This window comes from uncultured Aquabacterium sp. (assembly GCF_913773725.1).
Lineage (GTDB): Bacteria > Pseudomonadota > Gammaproteobacteria > Burkholderiales > Burkholderiaceae_C > Aquabacterium.
Genome location: NZ_CAJYGK010000150.1, coordinates 1 through 22,403, shown reverse-complemented (window position 1 = coordinate 22,403; position 22,403 = coordinate 1). Strand labels below are relative to the sequence as shown.

At 66.6% G+C, this 22,403-nt stretch carries 14 protein-coding genes; 8 read left to right on the top strand and 6 right to left on the bottom strand.

From position 1 onward, the window contains the following. The first annotated feature begins 18 nt into the window (after positions 1–18). From QZ709_RS17845 to QZ709_RS17825, 5 genes are all read left to right on the top strand, one after another. The gene (locus QZ709_RS17845) at positions 19–942 is read left to right on the top strand and encodes a UDP-2,3-diacylglucosamine diphosphatase (RefSeq protein ID WP_294638810.1); all 924 of its coding nucleotides are present in this window, start codon (positions 19–21) and stop codon (positions 940–942) included. A gap of 140 nt (positions 943–1,082) precedes the next feature. Continuing rightward, positions 1,083–2,612, top strand: a complete 1,530-nt coding sequence (locus QZ709_RS17840; protein ID WP_294638827.1) for a thymidine phosphorylase family protein — start codon at positions 1,083–1,085, stop codon at positions 2,610–2,612. Positions 2,613–2,615: 3 nt separating this feature from the next. Further along, positions 2,616–3,539: a ribose-phosphate diphosphokinase gene (locus tag QZ709_RS17835; RefSeq protein ID WP_294638809.1), complete on the top strand. Its 924-nt coding sequence runs from the start codon at positions 2,616–2,618 to the stop codon at positions 3,537–3,539. A gap of 32 nt (positions 3,540–3,571) precedes the next feature. Beyond that, entirely contained in the window at positions 3,572–3,892 is a 321-nt protein-coding gene (locus tag QZ709_RS17830) for a DUF2322 family protein (RefSeq protein WP_294638808.1), read from the top strand. Between the two features lie 121 nt (positions 3,893–4,013). Then, positions 4,014–6,101, top strand: coding sequence for a hypothetical protein (locus tag QZ709_RS17825; RefSeq protein ID WP_294638807.1), 2,088 nt, complete (start codon positions 4,014–4,016; stop codon positions 6,099–6,101). 2 nt (positions 6,102–6,103) lie between these two features. Here QZ709_RS17825 and purL read toward each other — a convergent pair whose 3' ends face one another. Further along, positions 6,104–10,138 (bottom strand): phosphoribosylformylglycinamidine synthase, encoded by a 4,035-nt coding sequence (gene purL, locus QZ709_RS17820; protein WP_294638826.1) that lies wholly within the window; start codon positions 10,136–10,138, stop codon positions 6,104–6,106. Between the two features lie 152 nt (positions 10,139–10,290). Here purL and map point away from each other — a divergent pair, with 152 nt between their 5' ends. Beyond that, a complete protein-coding gene (map, locus tag QZ709_RS17815) occupies positions 10,291–11,112 on the top strand; it encodes a type I methionyl aminopeptidase (protein ID WP_294638805.1) in 822 nt (273 codons plus the stop codon). Positions 11,113–11,201: 89 nt separating this feature from the next. After that, positions 11,202–13,793: a [protein-PII] uridylyltransferase gene (locus QZ709_RS17810; RefSeq protein WP_294638804.1), complete on the top strand. Its 2,592-nt coding sequence runs from the start codon at positions 11,202–11,204 to the stop codon at positions 13,791–13,793. Between the two features lie 12 nt (positions 13,794–13,805). On the opposite strand, the gene QZ709_RS17805 is transcribed toward QZ709_RS17810, so the two are convergent. Further along, positions 13,806–14,009 (bottom strand): DUF465 domain-containing protein, encoded by a 204-nt coding sequence (locus QZ709_RS17805; RefSeq protein WP_294638803.1) that lies wholly within the window; start codon positions 14,007–14,009, stop codon positions 13,806–13,808. A gap of 102 nt (positions 14,010–14,111) precedes the next feature. Between QZ709_RS17805 and QZ709_RS17800 the strand changes: the two genes are divergently transcribed. After that, the gene (locus QZ709_RS17800; RefSeq protein ID WP_294638802.1) at positions 14,112–14,879 is read left to right on the top strand and encodes a protein phosphatase 2C domain-containing protein; all 768 of its coding nucleotides are present in this window, start codon (positions 14,112–14,114) and stop codon (positions 14,877–14,879) included. A 1-nt stretch (position 14,880) separates the two neighbouring features. Here the strand turns inward: QZ709_RS17800 and zapE are convergent, their stop codons facing one another. The 4 genes from zapE to QZ709_RS17780 form a co-directional block, all read right to left on the bottom strand. Next, on the bottom strand, positions 14,881–15,993 hold the full coding sequence (gene zapE / locus QZ709_RS17795) for a cell division protein ZapE (RefSeq protein ID WP_294638801.1): 1,113 nt from the start codon (positions 15,991–15,993) through the stop codon (positions 14,881–14,883). A gap of 174 nt (positions 15,994–16,167) precedes the next feature. Further along, positions 16,168–17,595 carry a dihydrolipoyl dehydrogenase gene (gene lpdA / locus QZ709_RS17790; protein WP_294638800.1) on the bottom strand — a complete coding sequence of 476 codons (1,428 nt, stop codon included), beginning with the start codon at positions 17,593–17,595 and terminating at the stop codon, positions 16,168–16,170. Between the two features lie 119 nt (positions 17,596–17,714). Then, positions 17,715–18,998 carry a 2-oxoglutarate dehydrogenase complex dihydrolipoyllysine-residue succinyltransferase gene (gene odhB, locus QZ709_RS17785; RefSeq protein ID WP_294638799.1) on the bottom strand — a complete coding sequence of 428 codons (1,284 nt, stop codon included), beginning with the start codon at positions 18,996–18,998 and terminating at the stop codon, positions 17,715–17,717. Between the two features lie 97 nt (positions 18,999–19,095). Beyond that, on the bottom strand, positions 19,096–21,951 hold the full coding sequence (locus QZ709_RS17780) for a 2-oxoglutarate dehydrogenase E1 component (RefSeq protein WP_294638798.1): 2,856 nt from the start codon (positions 21,949–21,951) through the stop codon (positions 19,096–19,098). Between the last annotated feature and the right edge of the window lie 452 nt (positions 21,952–22,403).

The following is a 22,403-nucleotide window of genomic DNA, read 5'->3' as shown; positions in this document are numbered from 1 at the left end:
ACGACCACCATCCGCTCCATGCGGCCCTGGATCACGACCCCTCTGATGCGCGCCTGGCAAGCCGGCTTCAATCGAAGCGGGCACAGCGGGGCCCCCGAGCCACCCGTCTCTTCCGGTGAAGCAGGCGCCCCCGCCCGTGCCGCGCTGAAGGTGCGCACGGCATGGATCTCGGACGTGCACCTGGGCACGCCGGGCTGCCAGGCGGATGCCTTGCTCGACTTCCTTCGTCACCTGGAATGCGAGACGCTCTACCTGGTGGGGGACATCATCGACGGCTGGCAACTGCGACGCCACTGGTACTGGCCACAGGCCCACAACGACGTGGTTCAGAAGCTGCTGCGCCACGCACGCAAAGGCACCCGCGTCGTGTTCGTGCCGGGCAACCACGACGAGTTCGCGAGGCACTTTCTGGATCAGGCGTTCGGCGGCATCGAAGTCCGGGACGAGTGCATCCACGCGCTGGCCGATGGCCGTCGCCTGTGGGTGACGCATGGTGATCTGTATGACGGCGTCATTCAGTGCGCCCGCTGGCTCGCCCTGGTCGGCGACACGCTGTACGAATTCACGCTGAAGCTCAATCGTCACCTGAATTCGCTGCGTGCACGCCTGGGGCTGCCCTACTGGTCACTGTCGAAGTACCTGAAGCTCAAGGTAAAACGCGCAGTCAGCTACGTCGCCGACTTCGAGCAGGCGCTGGCGCGGGAGGCGCGACGCCGAGAGGTCGACGGCGTGGTGTGCGGCCACATCCACCATGCCGAGATCCGAGACATCGGGGGGGTTCTCTATTGCAACGATGGTGACTGGGTCGAGAGCCTGACGGCACTGGTGGAGCACCCGGATGGCAGCCTCGCCATCGTGGAATGGGGACCGCACATGGCGGGCCTCGCCACACGCCCGCAACCGACCGCCGTGGACGCTTGCGCCACATCAAGCGCTGGCTGACAAGCGGAGGTGCCCCGACACGACGTCTGCAGGAATCGAGCGAAGATGTTGCCCTGTTCCTCTCCGACATTGCTCTTGTCACCGTGCCCCTTCTGCCTGAATCCGCTGCGCCCGCACCTGCATCCGAGACGCCCACACCGCTGCGACTGAAACGCGTCGCCATCGACACCTACCGCGAGAACGTCGCCTACCTCCACCGCGAATGCGCCATCTACCGCGCAGAAGGCTTCCAGGCGCTGTCCAAGGTGGAAGTGCGCGCGAACGGACGGCGCATTCTGGCCACGCTCAACGTGGTCGATGACGCCTGCATCGTGGGGCCCGACGAACTGGGCCTGTCGGAAGACGCCTTCGCTCAAATCGGCGTGCCGTCCGAACACCCGGCCACCATCAGCCAGGCCGAACCCCCCTCCTCCATCTCGGCGCTGCACCGCAAGATCGCGGGCGAGCGCCTGACGCACGCCGACTACCAGGCCATCGTGCGCGACATCGTCGACCACCGCTACTCGAAGATCGAACTCACGGCATTCGTCGTGGCCACCAATCAGGGCGAACTCGACCGCGAAGAGGTCTACGACCTGACCGCAGCCATGGCCGGCGTCGGCCGGCGGCTGGACTGGAAGGCGCATCCGGTGGTCGACAAGCACTGCATCGGTGGCATCCCGGGCAACCGCACGTCGATGTTGGTGGTGCCCATCGTGGCAGCACACGGCATGCTGTGCCCCAAGACCTCGTCGCGCGCGATCACCTCGCCCGCGGGCACGGCCGACACCATGGAGGTGCTGGCCAACGTCGAGCCGCCGTTCGAGCGGCTGCAGGAGATCGTGCACACCCACCGCGGCTGCCTGGCGTGGGGTGGCACGAGCGACCTGTCGCCGGCGGACGACGTGCTCATCTCGGTCGAGCGGCCGCTGTCGATCGACTCGCCGGGGCAAATGGTGGCCTCCATCCTGTCGAAGAAGGTGGCGGCGGGCTCCACCCACCTGCTGCTCGACATCCCCGTGGGGCCGACGGCCAAGGTCCGCACCGTGCCCGAGGCTCAGCGTCTGCGCAAGCTGTTCGAGTTCGTTTCGCGCCGCATGGGGCTGACCATCGACGTCGTCATCACCGACGGCCGCCAACCCATCGGCCACGGCATTGGCCCGGTGCTGGAGGCGCGCGACGTGATGCGCGTGCTGCGCAATGACCCGCGTGCGCCGAACGACCTGCGTCAGAAGTCGCTGCGGCTGGCCGGCCGGATGCTGGAGTTCGACCCCGATGTGCGCGGCGGTGAAGGCTATGCCATCGCGCGGGACATTCTGGAATCAGGCCGGGCGCTCGAGCGCATGCAGGCCATCATCGAAGCCCAGGGCGCGCGCGTTTTCGATCCGGAGCACCCCGAGCTCGCCCCGCTCACCTTCGAGGTCACGGCCCCCCAGGATGGGATGGTCACGGGCATCGACAACCTGCACCTCGCTCGCATTGCCCGGCTTGCGGGCGCGCCCAAGGTGCAAGGCGCCGGCGTCGACCTGCTGCACAAGCTGGGCGACACCGTGAAGGCGGGCGACACGCTGTACCGCGTGCACGCGGCCTTCCCGACCGACCTCGGCTTTGCCCGGCAGGCGTGCGAGCGCACCAACGGCTTCACGCTGGGAAGCGCAGCCGAGTTCACCGCCCTGCACGTGGAGTTCTGAACCATGCCAGACCTGCTGCTCCACTTTGCCGACGAAGCGGGCCCCGCCCAGCGCCTGGCCACCGAGCTCGGCGTGACAGCTGCCGAGGTCGAGCGCCACCGCTTCCCTGATGGCGAATGGCGGTTGCGCCTGCCGGTCGACGAGGCAGGCACCCTGCCCGTCCACCTCATCGTCTACCGCAGCCTGGACCGGCCCAACGAGAAGCTGATCGAGCTGTTGCTGCTCGCCCGGCAGGCCCGACAGCTCGGCGCCGTCCACCTGACGCTGGTTGCACCGTATCTCGCCTACATGCGGCAGGACATTGCCTTCCGGCCCGGCGAGGTCGTCAGCCAGCGGATCGTGGGGCGGTTCCTGGCCGACTTGTTCGACGCGGTGATCACGGTCGATCCCCATCTGCACCGCGTGGCCACGCTGGACGAGGCCGTGCCCGTCCGGCACGCTCTCGCCCTGTCGGGCGCACCCATGCTGGCGGAGCTCGTGGCGGCCCATCATGCCTCGCCGGTCCTCATCGGCCCGGATGCCGAATCGGCCCAGTGGATCGACAGCGCAGCGGCCGGTCGGGGCTGGCGCCACGGCGTCTGCACCAAGACCCGCCACGGCGACCGCGATGTGCGGATCACGCTGCCTGAACTCGACGTGCGCGGTCAGGCCGTTGTGCTGATCGACGACGTGGCCAGCTCGGGCCGCACCCTGGCCGAAGCGGCGCGCCTGCTGCTGGCGGCTGGCGCGCGGTCCGTGGACGCCGCCGTGACCCACGCCCTGTTTGCCGACGATGCGCTGAGCTTCATGCAGCAGGCCGGCATCCGTCACGTGTGGAGCACCGACTGCATCGCCCACCCGAGCAACGCCGCGCCGATGGCCCCGCTGCTCGCTCAGGCCGTGCGCACCGTGCAACAGGCGCTGCGGCACAATACGGCCCCTCGTTGACCCCTGTGCTCCGCCCCCGGAGCTTGCTCACCATGGCCTTTGCCGACAACCTCAAGCAACTGCCCCCGGTCGCCCACCTCGCGGCCCTGGAACTGATCGACGCAGCCGGCCAGGTGGCCGCCCGCATCGAAAACAAGCCTGGCCAGGCCGGCTCGCTCGCGGTGTATGCCGCACTGGCCGCCAAGCACGGCAGCATCAATGTGGCCGCGGCCGAGGAAGGCCTCGAGATCTATGCCGAGCACACGGCCGACTCGCGTGCCAACCCGGGCAAGCACCCCAACATCGATCGCCTGCTGGCGGTGATCACATCAGGCCAGGGCTACACCGCTCGCCTGATTCCGCAAGCGGCCTGAGCCCCCTGTCCGACCTGCGTAGCCGGGGTGATCGGCTGCCAGGTGTCCGGTTCTGCATCCGCTCCCCCTTCGTGCTGTCGGTATAGTGAGCCGACACAAGAACACGATTCGGGAGGGAGAGATGGCCGAGCGCATGCTTCGCCAGTTGGCATGGATTGCCGTGCTGGCATCGCTGGCGGCCATTGCCGTCAGCCTTTGGGCCCAGCAACAAGCTGGGCGCCTGCAAGGCCCTCAGGCCCTGGCTGCCATGCCGGATGGCCAAGTCTGGCTGGGCGTCAACCAGGCGTTCTGGCAACTCGATACCGACGGTGCCGTGCTGGCGCGCGTTCCCATCACCTCGCTCGGTCTGCCGGATCGCCCGGCCGCCATCACGCCGGCGCCGGGTCAACGGCTGCTCGTCAGCCAGAACGGCAGCCCGGTGGTGCACTGGCTGGACACGGGCACCCGGCGTCTCAGCGAACGCACCGTCCTGCAATGGCCCGATCACCTCAAGGGGCTGCTGGATCACCCGATGACCCTGGCGGTCAGCCCGCTCGGATCGATTGCCGTGGCCACGGCAGGCGGCCACCGTGTGCTGGTGTTCGAGGCCGACGGGCGATTCCGCGGCGTCACCCCACCCGGGCTGTACCGGTTCACCAACGGCCTGTGGTGGACGCCGTCCGCGTTGTGGACCACGGACACCAACCGATTCGCGCTGGTCGAGCTCGACCCGCAGACCTTGCAGGAGCGTCAGCGTATCCCGTTGACGCAGAACGAGTCGGCAGCACGGTACCTCAGCTGGGCGGCGCCGGTTCCGCAGTCCGAGGGCGCCGTCCGGCCACTGGCCAGCGTCGCCCGGATGCGCAACGGCATGCAGATCGGGCGCGTCGTCCATGTCTGGCCGGATGGCAGCGAGCAGGCCCTGCCCTTGCCCGACGACGCAGAGCCTCAGGACCTGGCCTGGCGCCGCGACGCCTTGCTGGTGGTCGACGGCGCAACCTGGCGTGTGCGGCGATTCGGCCTCGACCGCACCGAGCTGAGCGACTTCGGCAACACCGACACCCGGGCGGAACTCGCGGCGCTGCTCACGCAGCGTCGGGGCTACGACCGGCTTCATCTCTGGGGCCTGCGCGTTGGCGTGCTCGGCCTCGCATTGGCACTGGCCGCATTGGCCTGGCAGAAGCGACTGGCTCAATCGGCGCACGTGCGCAGCATGCACGTGCGACTGGCCACCCTGGGGACGCCGGTGCTGGCGGGCCCGGCGCTCGGGAAGGCGGCGCTGCGCGCCAGCTGGCCCTGGCTCATCCTGCCGGCATGGTTCGTGGTCTGGCGGGCGGTGCTGCATCACTGGCAAGCCAATGTCCCGAGCAGCCCCGACATGGCGCGCCTGACCCTGTGGGCCGTGGCCATCGGCATGCTGGCCGGGCTGGTGGTTCTTCTGTACGCGGCGCAGCGCCAGATGAAGCGACTGGCGGAGGCCTCTTGGGCCGAAGGCCTGCTGAACGCATTGGCCGTGCGCTGGCTGCAAAGCGACGAAACCCTGGCGTCGATCCTGGAGCCCGGAGAACAAGTACGCGAGACCTTCATCCTGCAGCCGCTGGGCGGCCAGCGGTGGATGGTCCTCACGGATCGGCGCCTGTTGTGCTTCAAGGTGACCCTGGGCCGTCGCGTTCTGGAGCACCGCGTTGCCAGGGCGGACATCGTTCGCGCCAGCCTGCCCGCCGTTGCGAGCCTGCCTTTCTGGTCGCGCATGCTGCGTCAACCTGCGGATGACGGCTGGCTGCGACTGAGGCTGCGCGATGGCGCGGTTCTCGAGGGCACCGTGCGTTCGGCCATCACTGCGCGGCGTGTGGTGGCGCTGCTGCGCGTGCGTGCAGCCGCACCGCGGCGCACCGTTCCTGCACGCACCACCATGGGCACGCCCGTTCCTGCCGTTCTGGCCGCTCTGGCGTCGTTTGCCGTGCCCGGCAGCGCGCAGTGGCTGCAACGTCGAGCCGGCCTGGGCCTCGCCATGTTCCTTGTGGCTGCTGGCTGGGCCAGCGTCATCACCGTGCGCGCCAGCTGGGTGTGGTGGCACGGCTCGGCGGACATCGCCCCACGCATTCTGGTGCAGGCTTGGACCGCACAGCTCGGATGGAGCCTGTTTTGTGCCTGGGACGCGTGGTATGCGGCCCCTCGGCACAGCGCCGGGGTGGGCTCCTCGGCCCGGCCCGGCACTGCGTCAGGCTGAGATCAGCCCACCCACTTGCGGGCGTTGCGGAACATGCGCAGCCACGGGCTCGGAGCACTCTTGTCGCCGCTCGTCCAGCTCATCTGGATGTTGCGGAACACGCGCTCCGGGTGCGGCATCATGGCCGTGAAGCGGCCATCGGCCGTCGTCACCGCGGTCAGGCCTTCGGGCGAGCCGTTCGGGTTGAACGGGTACACCTCGGTCGGCGCACCGGCGTTGTCCACGTAGCGCAGCGCGCGGTGCACCTTGGCCTGGTCGCCACGCTGGGCGAAGTTGGCAAAGCCTTCCCCGTGCGACACGGCGATCGGCATGCGGCTGCCGGCCATGCCCTGGAAGAACAGCGACGGGCTCTCCAGCACCTCGACCAGGCTCAGGCGCGCTTCGAAGCGCGTGCTCTGGTTGTGGGTGAACTTCGGCCAGTCCTGCGCACCGGGGATGATGGGGCTGAGCGCCGCCAGCATCTGGCAGCCATTGCACACGCCCAGCGCGAAGGTGTCGGTGCGACCGAAGAAGGCCGCAAACTGCTCGGCCAGCTGCGGGTTGAACATGATGGAGCGGGCCCAGCCTTCACCGGCGCCCAGCGTGTCGCCGTAGCTGAAGCCACCGCACGCCACAAAGCCCTGGAACTGGTCCAGACGGGCGCGGCCGGCCTGCAGGTCGCTCATGTGCACGTCGAAGGTGTCGAAGCCGCCCAGGTGCATGGCGTAGGCCATTTCCACGTGCGAGTTCACGCCCTGCTCGCGCAGGATGGCGACCTTCGGGCGCGCCTTGTGGATGAAAGGCGCGGCCACGTCGTCCAGCGGGTCGAAGGTCAGGTGCAGGCTCATGCCCGGATCGGCCGGCGTCCCCACGGCGGCGTGTTCGCTGTCGGCACAGGCCGGGTTGTCGCGCAGCTGGGCAATGCGCCAGCTCACCTCGTCCCAGGTCTTGTGCAGCTGCTCCAGCGGGGCCGTCAGCACCGCCTTGGCGTCGCGCCACACTTGCACTTCCTGCGCGGCCTGGCCCTTCAGGTTGGGCTTGCCGATCACATGGGTGTGCTTGCTCAGTCCGTGGGCACGCAGCACCTGCAGCACGGCGTCACGCTCGGCGGTGCGCACCTGCAGCACCACGCCGAGTTCTTCGTTGAACAGCGCCTTGAGCGTCAGCTCGTTGCGGCGCTCGCCCACCTGGCCGGCCCAGTTCTTCGAGTCACCGAAGTCGGCGCGGCTGTCGTCGATGCCGGCGCTTTCCGTCACCAGCATGTCGACGTTGATGCTCACGCCCGTGTGGCCGGCAAAGGCCATCTCGCACACGGTCGCCCACAGGCCGCCGTCACCCCGGTCGTGGTAGGCCAGCAGCTTGCCATCGGCGCGCAGGGCGTTCACCGCATTCACCGTGGCCTTGAGCAGCTCGGGGTTGTCGACGTCCGGCACCTCGTTGCCGAACTGGTTCAGCACCTGGGCCAGCATCGAGCCGCCCATGCGCTTCTTGCCTTCGCCCAGATCCACCAGGATCAGGGTGGTGTCCAGCGGCTGGCCGTTTTCCTGCGTCACCAACTGCGGCGTCAGCGTGCCGCGCACATCTGCGATCGACGCGAACGCGGTCACGATCAGCGACACAGGCGCCGTCACCTGCTTGGTGGCCCCGTTGTCGCTCCACTTGGTGCGCATCGACAGCGAGTCCTTGCCCACCGGGATGGAAATGCCCAACGCGGGACACAGCTCCAGGCCCACGGCCTTCACGGTGTCGTACAGCGCGGCGTCTTCGCCCTTTTCACCGCAGGCCGCCATCCAGTTGGCTGACAGCTTCACGCGCGGCAGCTCGATCGGTGCCGCCAGCAGGTTGGTGATCGCCTCCCCCACGGCCATGCGGCCCGATGCGGGCGCGTTGACCGAGGCCAGCGGGGTGCGCTCGCCCATGGCCATGGCTTCGCCGGCAAAGCCCTTGAAGTCGGCCAGGGTCACGGCCACGTCGGCCACGGGCACCTGCCACGGGCCGACCATCTGGTCGCGGTGGTTCAGGCCACCCACGGTGCGGTCGCCGATGGTGATCAAAAAGCGCTTGCTGGCCACGGTCGGATGGCGCAACACGTCCATCGCGACCTGCTCCAGCTGCACGCCGGTCAGGTCCAGCTGGCCGCCGTCCCATTGCACGCGCTCAACGACGCGATGCATCTTGGGCGGCTTGCCCAGCAGCACCTCCATCGGCATGTCCACGGCCTTGTCGGCCTGCGGTTGCGTTGTGTCTTCGAGGATCAGTTCCAGCGCTTCGGTCGCAGTGCCGATCACGCCGAACGGGCAGCGCTCGCGCTCGCACATCGCCGTGAAGATGGGCAGGCTTTCCGGGGCGATGGCCAGGACGTAGCGCTCCTGGCTCTCGTTGCACCAGATTTCCTTCGGGGCCAGCCCGGTTTCTTCCAGCGGCACCTTGCTCAGGTCGAAGCGCGCGCCCTTGCCGGCGCCGTCCACCAGCTCGGGGAAGGCGTTCGAGATGCCGCCCGCCCCCACGTCGTGGATCGCCAGAATCGGGTTGTTCGCGCCCAAGCCCCAGCAGTGGTTGATGACTTCCTGTGCGCGGCGTTCGATTTCCGGGTTGCCGCGCTGCACCGAATCGAAATCGAGGTCAGCCGCGTTCGTGCCGGCAGCCATCGACGAGGCCGCCGCACCGGCCATGCCGATGCGCATGCCCGGGCCACCCAGCTGGATCAGCAGCGTGCCCGCACCGAACACGACCTTCTTGGTCTGCTCGGCGCTGATGGTGCCGATGCCGCCGGCAATCATGATGGGCTTGTGGTAGCCGCGGCGGATGGCCTCGGCGCCCTCACCCACCGTCTGCTCGAACACGCGGAAGTAACCGCCCAGGTTCGAACGGCCGAACTCGTTGTTGAACGCGGCGCCGCCCAACGGGCCTTCGGTCATGATCTGCAGCGGGCTGGCGATGTGCTCGGGCTTGCCGACGGGGTTCTGCTCCCACGGCTCGTTCGTGCCCGGCAGGTGCAGGTTCGACACCGAGAAGCCCGTGAGGCCCGACTTCGGACGCGAGCCGCGGCCCGTGGCGCCTTCGTCGCGGATCTCACCGCCAGCGCCGGTCGAGGCGCCCGGGAACGGCGAAATCGCCGTCGGGTGGTTGTGCGTTTCCACCTTCATCAGCACGTGGGCCAGCTCGTCGCGGGCCTTGTACTGCGGCGCGTTGGTGTAGCCCTCGGGCATCCAGCGCTCGATGGCGTGGCCTTCCATGATCGAGGCGTTGTCCGAGTAGGCCACCACGGTGTGCTGCGGGCTGACCTTCTCGGTGTGGCGGATCATGCCGAACATCGACAGGTCCTGCTCCTGGCCGTCGATGGTGAACTTCGCGTTGAAGATCTTGTGACGGCAGTGCTCCGAGTTCGCCTGGGCGAACATCATCAGCTCCACGTCCGTCGGGTTGCGCTTCAGGCCGGTGAAGGCGTTCACCAGGTAGTCGATCTCGTCATCCGACAGGGCCAGGCCGAAGCTCACGTTGGCTTCTTCCAGCGCCGCGCGACCACGGGCCAGCACGTCCACATGGGCCATGGGCTGACCGGGCTTCTCGTCGAACAGGTGGCGGGCCTCGTCGCGGGCCAGCAGCACGCTTTCCGTCATGCGGTCGTGCAGCAGCGCGGCGCAGGCGGCCAGTTCGTCGGCGGTCAGGCCCTTGGCGCCGCCCGTCAGCGAACCCAGCAGACCGGCCTTCAACGTCAGGCGGTACTCGGTCACGCGCTCCACGCGGCGAATCGCCAGGCCGCAGTTGTGCGCAATGTCGGTCGCCTTCGACGCCCAGGGCGACAGCGTGCCCAGGCGCGGCGCCACCACGATCAGCTCGCCGTCCAGCGGCCCCTCATAGGCGTCGCCGTAGTTCAGCAGCGCGGCCAGCTTGTCGACCTCACCGGCGGCCAGGGCCTGGTCGGCGGCCACCCAGTGCACGTGCCGCGCATGCACGGCCGTGATCTTCGGGTTGATGGCCTGCAGCTTCGGCAGCAGCGCGTGGATCTGGTGGGGAGCCAGGGCGTTGCCGCCCTCGAAGTGCATCAGGGTCGACATCGGTGCGGGGGTGCGTTCGGTCACGGCGGAGGGCGGTCGTGCGGAAAAACGAGAATTTTACCGGCCCCTGTCCGGGAAAGCCCGCCACCCCCTCTGTTTGTGTTTCCCATGACAGCGACATACCCCACGCCAATTGCGGATAATCCCTGCCCATGAGCATCACCATCAAGACCGGCGCCGAGATCGACGCCATGCGCGTTGCCGGCCGCCTCGCCTCCGAGGTGCTGGACTACCTCACGCCGTTCGTGAAGCCCGGCGTCACCACCGAAGAGCTGGATCGCCTCGCCCACGACTACATGGTCAACGTGCAGGGCACCATCCCCGCGCCGCTGAACTACGCGCCGGGCGGCCACAAGCCCTACCCCAAGTCGATCTGCACGTCGATCAACCACCAGGTCTGTCACGGCATCCCGAACGACCGCCCCCTGAAGGACGGCGACATCGTCAACATCGACATCACCGTCATCAAGGATGGCTGGCACGGCGACACCAGCCGCATGTTCATCTGCGGCAACGGCTCGATCGCGGCCAAGCGCCTGTGCGCCTTCACCTACGACGCCATGTGGAAGGGCATCGCCAAGGTCAAGCCCGGCGCACGCCTGGGCGACATCGGCCACACCATCCAGACCTTTGCCGAGAACAACGGCTTCTCGGTGGTGCGCGAGTTCTGTGGCCACGGCATCGGCCGCAAGTTCCACGAAGAGCCGCAGGTGCTGCACTACGGTCGCCCCGGCACGCTGGAAGAACTCAAGCCCGGCATGATCTTCACCATCGAGCCCATGATCAACGCGGGCAAGAAGGACATCAAGTCGCTGGGCGACGGCTGGACCATCGTGACCAAGGACCGCTCGCTCTCTGCCCAGTGGGAGCACACCGTGCTGGTGACCGAAACCGGATACGAGGTGCTGACCCTGTCGGCCGGCAGCCCGCCCGTTCCGGAGTTCATCCAGGCCACCCAGACCGCCAGCGCCTGACGCGGCGCCCAGCCCCGGCACAACAACCCGGGGCACTGCCTGTTTTTTTCGGGGCCCGCCAGGGCCAGGTTGCCGTACCCTCTCCCGCCATGACCCTGGACATTGCCGCCCTGCGCAGCGACTTCCGCGCCGCCAAGACCGATCTGCTGACCCAGTTCCAGGACACGCGGGCCACCGCGTCGTCCGCATGCCAGCTGCTGACCCAACTGGCCCGGCTGGTCGACCGCACCCTGACGCGCCTTTGGGAGGCATCCGACATGCCCCGCGGCGCCGCCCTGGTGGCCGTGGGCGGCTATGGCCGCGGTGAGCTCTTCCCCTACTCGGACATCGACGTCCTGGTGCTGCTGCCTGTCGTGCCCTCGGTCACCGGCGAAGACCTCAGCGCCCCCCGCATCGAGGCCTTCATCAGCGCGTGCTGGGACATTGGTCTGGAGATCGGCTCCAGCGTGCGCACCGTGGCCGAGTGTGCCGAAGAGGCCCAGCGCGACGTGACGGTGCAGACGGCCCTGCTCGAGTCCCGCTTCATCTGCGGCACACGCACCCGTTTCGACGAACTGGAGGCCAGCACCCATGAGCACATGGATGTGCCCGCCTTCCTGACGGCCAAGCTGCTGGAAATGCGCCAGCGCCACACCAAGTACGAAGACACCCCGTATGCACTGGAGCCGAACTGCAAGGAAAGCCCCGGGGGCCTGCGCGACCTGCAGGTGGTGCTGTGGCTGGCGCGCGCGGCCCGGCTGGGCCGCAACTGGGCCGAACTCGCCCGCAACGGCCTGCTGACGCCCTTCGAGGCCCGGCAGCTGCAACGCAACGAAGGCCTGCTCAAGCTCATCCGCACCCGTTTGCACCAGCTGGCCGGCCGCCGTGAAGACCGCCTCGTGTTCGACCTGCAGACGGCCGTGGCCACCAGCTTCGGCTACGAAAGCACCAAGGCCCTGCGCGCCAGCGAAGCGCTGATGCGCCGTTACTACTGGGCGGCCAAGGCCGTCACCCAGCTCAACCAGATCCTCATCCTCAACATCGAGGAGCGCGTGCGGGGCCAGCAAGATGCGCCCATGCGCCCGATCGACGAACGCTTCTTCGACCGCGGCGGCTTTCTTGAGGTGGCCCGGGACGACCTCTACGAGCAGGACCGCCACGCCATCTTCGCGACCTTCCTCGCCCTGCAGCAGGACAAGACGCTCAAAGGCCTCTCGGCCCGCACCCTGCGCGCGCTGTACAACGCCCGCAACGTGATGGACGCGTCCTTCCGGCGTGATCCGGCCAACCATGCCGCCTTCATGCAGATCCTGAAGGCCGACCATGGTCAGACCCACCTGCTGCGCCTGCTGAACCAGACTTCGGTGCTCGGCCGCTACCTCTGGGTCTTCCGTCGCATCGTGGGGCAGATGCAGCACGACCTCTTCCACGTCTACACCGTGGACCAGCACATCCTCATGGTCGTGCGCAACATGCGCCGCTTCTTCATCCCGGAGCACGCCCACGAGTACCCGTTCTGCACACAACTGGCGGCCGAGTGGGACAAGCCGTACCTGCTGTACGTCGCGGCCCTCTTCCACGACGTGGCCAAGGGCCGCGGCGGCGACCACTCCGAGCTCGGTGCGGTGGAAGTGCGCCGTTTCTGCAAGGACCACGGCATCACCGGCGAGGACGCACAACTGGTCGAGTTCCTCGTGGCCGAGCACCTCACCATGTCGCGCGTGGCCCAGAAGGAAGACCTGTCCGATCCCGACGTGATCCAGGCCTTTGCCCGCCGCGTCGGCAACGAACGCTTCCTGACCGGTCTGTACCTGCTGACCGTGGCCGACATCCGGGGCACCAGCCCCAAGGTGTGGAACGCCTGGAAGGGCAAGCTGCTGGAAGACCTCTTCAAGCTCACCTTGCGTGCGCTGGGCGGCGCCCGCCCGCATCTGGATGCCGAGATCGAAGCGCGCAAGCAGCAGGCGCGCCACACGCTGGCCCTGTACTTCATGCCCAACGGCATCGAGCAGAAGCTGTGGAGCACGCTCGACACCAGCTACTTCGCGCGCCACGATGCCGCCGACATCGCCTGGCACACCCGCATGCTGTGGCGCCACGTCGAGACCCAGAAGCCTGTGGTGGCCGCCCGCCTGTCGCCCGTCGGCGAAGGCTTGCAGGTGCTCGTCTACTCGCCCGACCGGCCCGACCTGTTCGCTCGCATCTGCGGCTACTTCGATCGCGCCGGGTTCAGCATCCAGGACGCGCGCATCCACACCTCGAAGACCGGTTACGCAATCGACACCTTCCAGATCCTCACGGGCGGTGCCGTTCAGTTCGAGGGCGTGCATTACCGCGATCTGATCGCGCTGGTGGAAACCCAGCTGGCCGAATCGGTGGCGTCCAGTGCCGATCTGCATGAGCCGTCACGCGCCCGGCTGTCGCGCCGCGTGAAGTCCTTCCCCGTGCAGCCCCGCGTCAGCCTTCGTCCCGACGAGCGCGCGCAACGATGGTTGCTGACCGTGTCCGCCAGTGACCGCTCCGGCCTGCTGTACGTCATCGCGCGCACGCTGGCCCGCCACCACATCAACGTGCAACTGGCCAAGGTCAGCACGCTTGGCGAGCGCGTGGAGGACACCTTCCTGGTGACCGGCGACGTGCTGCGCCAGGACAAGGCCCAGCTGAAGGTCGAAACCGAGCTGCTGGCTGCGCTCGAATCCTGAGCCTGCCCGCCGTCAGGCGGGCTCTTTCGGATCGAGCAGTGTTTCCAGCCGGGTGATCTGGTCGCGCAGCAGCAGGCGGCGCTTCTTCAGTCGACGCAGGGACAGCTCATCCACGGGCGACTGCTCAGCCAGACGGTCGATCATGTTGTCGAGGTCGGCGTGTTCGATGCGCAGCTCGATCAACTGGCGATGAGGAGAATGCAGGTTTTCTTGCATCAGGGATGCCACGGCGGCGCGCTGTGTGGGCGCGTGAACAAGGGATGATTCGAGGCATCGCCCGACCTCGAACACGGTCTTTTACAGATTATAGTTTTCCCCATGATTGCTGCACCAACCAGTTTCCGCCTGGTGGCGGCCACAGGCATCCACCGCGGAGACCGGCCCTACCAACAAGACCAGGTCGGCATGCTGCCCCACCCCCGTGCAGCCGGCTGCGTGATGGCCGTGGTGGCAGATGGCATGGGGGGCAAGAGTGGCGGTCGCAAGGCGGCCGATCAGGTGGTGCTCACGGCGCGCCAGGTCTTCGACCGCTATGTGCCGGCGCAAGACGAAGGGGCGACCATCCTCTCCCAGCTGCTGCATGAGGCCCACCTCATGATCAAGCTCACGGCCATCGCCTTCGAAGAAGAGCCGCACAGCACCCTCGCGGCCTTCATCGTCAACCCGGATTTGTCGGCCGATGTGCTGCATGCGGGCGACTCCCGGATCTACCACTTCCGCGGTCCGGACATGCAGTTCCGCACGATGGACCACTCCTTCGTGCAGCGGCTCGTCAACGAAGGCCAGATCACCGAGGAAGAGGCCAACGTCCATCCGCAGTCCAACCTGCTGACGGGTTGCCTGGGCACCCAGCAGGATCCCCCGGTCAGTGTCCATCGCATCCGCGACCTGGCTGTGGGAGACAGCCTGCTGGCGTGCTCCGATGGCCTGTGGCACTACTTCACCCCCAAGGAGCTGGGGGCCATCGTCCACACCCTGCCCCCTCGCGAGGCAGCCGAGATGCTGGTCAGCAAGGCCCGACATCGCGCCCGGGGCGGCGGCGACAACCTGTCGCTGGCCCTCGTCCGGGTAGAGGCACGCCCCTGAATCAGGTGATCGAGGTGTCGACCACCCGGCGCTCCTCGCTCAGGTACTCCTTCGACTGCATCTCGTTCAAGCGCGAGACCGTGCGCGGGAACTCGTGCGACATCGGCCCCTCGGTGTAGAGCTGCTCCGGCGGCACCTCGGACGAGATCACCAACTTGCACTTGCGGTCGTACAGCACGTCGACCAGCCAGGTGAAGCGCCGCGCCTCCGACGCCATGCGCACCGGCATCTGCGGCACGTTGCTCAGCATCAGTGTATGAAACTGCGAAGCCAGCTCCAGGTAATCGTTCTGTGAGCGCGGCCCGCCACACAGCGTCTGGAAGTCGAACCACACCACGCCACCGGCGCGGCGACGCGCCTTCAGCACCCGGTGCTCGATGTGCAGCTCCGGACTGTCGTCGGCCGTCTCGGCCAGCTGCGAGAAGATCTGCGCCATCTCGGTGTCGGTCTGGTCGCTCAGTGGCGTCAGGTACAGCCGCGCCAGCTCCAGCGTGCGGCGTCGGTAGTCCGTGCCGCTGTCCACGTTGATCACCTCCAGCTGCTGCTTCAGCAACTCGATGGCCGGAAGAATGCGGTCGCGGTGCAGGCCGTTCGGATACAGCCCGTCCGGATGGAAGTTCGAGGTCGTGACGATGCTCATGCGGTTTCGGAACATCGCGTCCAGCAGTCGGTGCAGGATCATCGCGTCCGTCACGTCGGCCACATGAAACTCGTCGAAGCAGATCAGGCGGTGCTTGCGCGACATGCGCTTGGCCAGCACGTCCAGCGGGTCCTGCACGCCCTTGAGCTCATGCAACTGGCGGTGCACCTCGCGCATGAACTCGTGGAAGTGCAGACGCGTCTTGCGCTCCAGCGGGACCGCGTTGAAGAAGCAGTCCATGATGAAGCTCTTGCCCCGCCCCACTCCGCCGTACATGTAGACGCCCTTGGGCAGATCCGGGTAGCGCAGCATCTTGGTCAGCGCATTGCCGCGCTTGGCCTTGTAATTGGCCCACTCGTCCTGGCAGCGCTGCAGGGCGGCAATGCCCTTGAGCTGGGCCTCGTCGGCCTTGTAGCCGCGTTCGGCCAGACTTTGCTGATAGAGCTCGGTGACGGAGATGGCGGGTGCGGGCATGGCGCAGACGACAGCAGGTTCTTCGACGAAAGCGCGCAGCGTAAACGAGAACCGCCGAACGCGCTGAGGGGCGCCCAAGAAAAAGGGGTGGCCAAGACCACCCCTTGCTTCATGAGCCGGACAGGCCCGCCACAGGCGCTGGACGCGCCCTTGACGGCCTGATGCGTCACCGAATCAGAAGTTCAGCGTACGCTTGTCCACCGCCAGGGCGGCTTCCTTGGTGGCTTCGCTCAGGCTCGGGTGAGCGTGGCAGATGCGCGCGATGTCTTCGGCGCTGGCCTTGAAGTTCATGGCGACCACGGCTTCCGAGATCAGCTCGGAAGCGTACGGGCCGATGATGTGCACGCCGAGGATCTCGTCGGTCGTCGCATCGGCCAGGAACTTCACGAAACCATTGGTGTCACCCAGGGCACGTGCGCGCCCGTTGGCCAGGAAGGGGAAGGAACCGGCCTTGTAGGCACGGCCCTCCGCTTTCAGTGCCTGTTCGGTCTTGCCGACCCAGGCAATCTCCGGGCTGGTGTAAATCACCCAGGGAATCGTGTCGAAGTCGACGTGACCGTGCTGACCGGCAATGCGCTCGGCCACGGCCACACCTTCTTCTTCAGCCTTGTGCGCCAGCATGGGGCCGCGGACCACGTCACCCACCGCCCACACGTTGGGCAGGTTGGTCTTGCAGTCGGCGTCCACCACGATGGCACCGCGTTCGTCGAGTTGCAGGCCCACCGGCTCGGTGTTCAGACCGATGGTGTTGGGCACGCGGCCGATCGAAACGATCAGCTTGTCCACAGCCAGCTCTTGCGCTTCGCCCTTGGCGTTGGTGTACGCCACGGTCACGCCCTTCTTGGCCGTCTTGATGTCGCCGATCTTGACGCCCATCTCGATCTTCAGGCCCTGCTTCGTGAACAGCTTGTGCGCTTCCTTGGCGACGGCCTCGTCGGCGGCGCCCAGGAAAGTCGGCAGGCCTTCCAGGATGGTGACCTCGGCACCCAGACGACGCCAGACCGAGCCCATTTCCAGGCCGATCACGCCAGCGCCGATCACGCCGAGCTTCTTCGGCACGTCGTTGATCTGCAGCGCGCCGTCGTTCGACAGGATCAGCTTCTCGTCGAAGGCCGCACCCGGCAGCGCACGGGCGTTCGAGCCGGTGGCCACGATGATGTGCTTGCCTTGCAGCGTTTCGGGCTTGTCACCCGCCACCGCGATCTCGTACTGGCCATCGGCGGCCTTCACGAACGAGCCACGGCCGTGGAAGAACGTGACCTTGTTCTTCTTGAACAGGTACAGGATGCCGTCGTTGTTCTGTTTGACGACGTTGTCCTTGCGGGCAATCATCTTCGCGACGTCCATCTCGAGTCCCTTGACCGAGATGCCGTGGTCGGCGAAGTGCAGCGATGCGTGCTCGAAGTGCTCCGACGATTGCAGCAGCGCCTTCGATGGGATGCAGCCGACGTTGGTGCAGGTACCGCCCGGTGCGGGGCCGCCCTTGCTGTTTTTCCACTCGTCGATCGCAGCAACCTTGAAACCCAGTTGCGCAGCACGGATGGCAGCGATGTAGCCGCCGGGGCCGCCACCGATCACGATGACGTCGAATTGTTGGGACATGAGAGTCTCCTGGGGTTGCCCGGTCGCAGTTCCGGGCGTTCTTCAGGTTTGCAGACGCCAGGCGAGCCCTCGTGAGGCCCGCCCGGCCGCAAAAAACGGATGTCTGGTCGTCGTGGCGATCAGATGTCGAACAGCAGGCGAGCCGGGTCTTCCAGCGCTTCCTTCATCGCGACCAGGCCCAGCACGGCTTCGCGGCCGTCGATGATGCGGTGGTCGTACGACATCGCCAGGTAGTTGATCGGACGGATCACGATCTGGCCGTTCTCCACCACCGGGCGATCCTTGGTGGCGTGCACGCCGAGGATGGCCGACTGGGGCGGGTTGATGATCGGGGTCGACAGCATCGAACCGAACACGCCACCGTTGGAGATCGAGAACGTGCCACCGGTCATCTCTTCGATGCCCAGCTTGCCGTCACGGGCCTTCACACCGAACTCGGCGATCTTCTTTTCGATCTCGGCAAAGGTCATCTGGTCGACGTTGCGCAGCACCGGCACCACCAGGCCACGGGGCGAGCCCACGGCCACGCCGATGTCGAAGTAGCCGTGGTAGACGATGTCATTGCCATCGACCGAGGCGTTCAGCACCGGGTACTTCTTGAGCGCATGCACGGCAGCCTTCACAAAGAAGCTCATGAAGCCCAGCTTGACGCCATGTTCCTTCTCGAACTTCTCCTGGAACTTCTTGCGCATCTCCATCACCGGCGCCATGTTCACTTCGTTGAACGTGGTCAGGATGGCGTTGGTGGCCTGCGACTGCAGCAGACGCTCGGCCACACGGGCACGCAGGCGGCTCATCGGCACACGCTGCTCGGGGCGATCGCCCAGGTTCTGCGGGCCGGTCGGGGCCTGGACAGCCGGGAGGGCCTTGGTCGGCACACCCGTCGGGATGGCGGCAGCCGGTGCTGCAGCAGGGGCCGCGGCCGGCTTGGCACCGCCGGCCACGGCGGCCAGCACGTCGCCCTTGGTCACGCGGCCGTCCTTGCCGGTGCCAGCCACCTGAGCGGTGCTCAGGCCGTTGTCGGCCAGCAGCTTGGCGGCAGCCGGCATGGCCACGTCACCCTTGCTGCCACCGGTGGCAGCGGCAGCGGCCGGAGCCGGCGCGGCGGCGGCCGGCGTGGTTTCGACGGCCTTCACCGGCAGCGGGCTGACGGCGGCCGTGCCTTCGGTGTCGATGCGGGCAATCACTTCATCGGAACCCACGGTCTCGCCGTCGTTCTTCACGATCTGGGCCATGACGCCCGCGGCGGGTGCCGGCACTTCCAGCACGACCTTGTCGGTCTCGATCTCGATCAGGATTTCATCGGCCGCGACGGTTTCGCCGGGCTTCTTCTTCCATTGCAACAGCGTCGCCTCGGCGACCGATTCGGACAGTTGGGGAACCTTGACTTCAAGAATAGCCATGATGTGTATCTCCTGGGGATCGGCGCGCGTCTGCCCTACCCGGCCGCTTCAAAGGGCCGGATCCAGACGACAGCGGGCGCCGCCGATCACGTGAACCTTACTTGGTGAGAACGAAGCCCTTGAGCTTGGCGAACGCCTGATCCAGCAGAGCCTTCTGCTGATCCTGGTGCAGGTGGGCATAACCCACGGCCGGCGATGCCGAAGCGGGACGACCCGCGTAGCCCAGTCGCTGGCCTTCGCTCATGTTCTCGTGGATGTAGTGCTGGACGAAGAACCAGGCGCCCTGGTTCTGGGGCTCGTCCTGACACCACACCAGTTCGGTGGCGTTGGAATACTTCTTGATCTCGGCCGCGAACGCCTTGTGCGGGAAGGGGTACAGCTGCTCGACGCGGATGATGGCCACGTCATTCGCCTTCTTCTCTTCGCGCTTCTTGACCAGGTCGTAATACACCTTGCCCGAGCACGCGATGACGCGCTTGACCTTGCTGGCGTCGATGTCGGCGTTCAGTTCGCCGATCACCGTACGGAATTCACCCTTGGTGAACTCTGTCAGCGGCGAGGTGGCGTCCTTGTTGCGCAGCAGGGACTTCGGCGTGAAGATCACCAGCGGCTTGCGGAACATGCGCACCATCTGACGGCGCAGCACATGGAAGATCTGGCTGGCCGTGGTCGGCTGCACGATCTGCATGTTGTTTTCGGCAGCCAACTGCATGAAGCGCTCCAGGCGGGCCGAGCTGTGCTCGGGGCCCTGGCCTTCGTAGCCGTGCGGCAGCATCATGACCAGACCGTTGGCACGGCCCCACTTCACTTCGCCCGAGGCGATGAACTGGTCGATCACCACCTGAGCGCCGTTGGCGAAGTCGCCGAACTGGGCTTCCCAGACCACCAGGCTGTTGGGGTCCGAACCGGCGTAGCCGTATTCGAAGGCCAGCACGGCCTCTTCCGACAGGATGGAGTCGATGACGACGAACGGTGCCTGGTTTTCCGCCACGTTCTGCAGGGGCACGTACGTGCCTTCGTCCCACTTCTCGCGGCTCTGATCGTGGATCACGGCGTGACGGTGGGTGAAGGTACCGCGGCCGCAGTCCTCACCGGACAGGCGCACCGGATAGCCCGAAGCCACCAGCGAGGCGAACGCCATGTGCTCACCCATGCCCCAGTCGACGTTGATCTCGCCCCGACCCATGGCGGCCCGGTCAGCGTAGACCTTCTTGACCAGCTGGTGCGGGGTGATCGATTCCGGCAGCGTGGTGATGCGCTCGGACAGACGCTTCCACTCGGCCAGCGGGATGGCGGTGTCGCCACCGTCCGTCCACTTCTTGCCCAGGAACGGCGTCCAGTCCACCGCGTACTTGCGCTGGAAGTTGGTCAGCACCGGGTCCACCGTGTGGCGACCTTCGTCCATGGCGGCACGGTAGGCCTTCACCAGATCGTCGCCCAGCGTCTCGCCCATGCCCTGAGCGGCCAGCTTGTCGGCATACAGCTTCCGGGTACCGGGGTGGGCCGCGATCTTCTTGTACATCAGCGGCTGGGTCAGGCTCGGAGTGTCCTGCTCGTTGTGGCCCAGCTTGCGGAAGCACACGATGTCGAGCACCACGTCCTTGCGGAAGGTCATGCGGTACTCGAGCGCCAGTTGCGTGGCAAACACCACGGCTTCGGGATCGTCGCCGTTGACGTGCAGCACCGGCGATTCGACGCCCTTCACGATGTCCGTGCAGTACAGCGTGGAACGCAGGTCGCGCGGATCCGAGGTGGTGAAACCGATCTGGTTGTTGATGATGATGTGGACCGTGCCGCCGGTGGTGTAACCACGCGTCTGGGCCAGTGCCAGGGTTTCCTGGTTCACGCCCTGGCCGGCAAAGGCCGCATCGCCGTGCACCAGCACGGGCAGCACGGTGTCACCGCGGGTGTCGCCGCGGCGGTCCATGCGCGCGCGCACCGAACCTTCCACCACCGGGTTCACGATTTCCAGGTGCGACGGGTTGAACGCCAGCGACAGGTGAACCGGGCCACCGGCCGTCGACACATCGGAGCTGAAGCCCTGGTGGTACTTGACGTCGCCAGCAGGCAGGTCTTCCGGCGCGGTGTGCTCGAACTCGGCGAACAGGTCACGCGGCATCTTGCCCAGCGTGTTGACCAGCACATTGAGGCGGCCGCGGTGGGCCATGCCGATCACGATCTCCTGCACACCCTTGGCGCCAGCGCCCTGGATCACCTCGTCCATCGCGGCGATGAAGCTCTCGCCGCCTTCCAGCGAGAAGCGCTTCTGGCCCACGTACTTGGTGTGCAGGAAGCGCTCGAGGCCTTCTGCGGCCGTCAGGCGATCGAGGATGTGCTTCTTCTTCTCGGCCGTGAACACGGGCTTGGAGCGCGAGCTTTCCAGGCGCTCCTGCCACCAGCGCTTCTCGGCCGGGTCGGTGATGTGCATGTACTCGGCGCCGATGCTGCCGCAGTATGTTTCACGCAGGGCCTGCACGATCTCGCGCAGGGTCATGTGCTCGGCCTTGGTGAAATAGGTGTTCGTGGCCGAGAACGTGATGTCCATGTCCGACTCGGTGAAGTCGTAGAACGACGGCTCGAGTTCGGGGATCTTGGGGCGTTCCGTGCGCTTGAGCGGATCGAGATCCGCCCAGCGGGAACCGAGGAAGCGATAAGCAGCAATCAGCGACTGAACGTGCACCTGCTTGCGCGCCACAGCCAGATCAGCCGAGCTGGTCTTGACCATGAAGGCGTTGGCCTTAGCACGCTGAGCGAACGACTCGACCACGGGCGCATGGGCCACATCGCGGCTGTCGGAGCCGTCGGTCGCGGGAACGTTCTGGAGGGCGTCGAAGTACGAACGCCAGTTGTCGGGCACCGAGCCCGGGTTGTCGAGGTAGGCCTCGTACAACTCTTCTACGTACGGGGCATTGCCCCCGAACAGGTACGAGTTCGACCTGAACTGCTGCATCATTTCGCTCACCTCACTCCCAGGTTTCCTGGGACATTGGCTGGTTAAAAAACCTTCCGCGACACGGCTTGACCGGTTGGCGGATTGCGACCCGCCTTGCTGAATGCCATGCGCCTGTGAGGGCGCTGGGCTCCGCCAGCAAGGGCGACGGGAAGGGCCGTAAACAAAAACCAACGCGACTGTACCACCGAAGCCAGTGCTTGACACAGGCCCCCGCGGAAATCCTGAGAACGCCCGAGCATTGGAGCGAATCCCCTTCGGAGAGGCCCAAAGAAAAAGCCGGGCGTTGCCCGGCTTTCTCATGTCCCGATCGCCGGTGCATGCTGGCGAGCAGGATGGAGTAGTCTACGAGCGACGGTGCAACACAGAGGAGGAGGCAAACCCTAGATTGATTTCGCGTGTGTTGCGTGAAGGCGGCGGCTCGGTTTATATAGAGATAGGTCGCTTGATCAGGG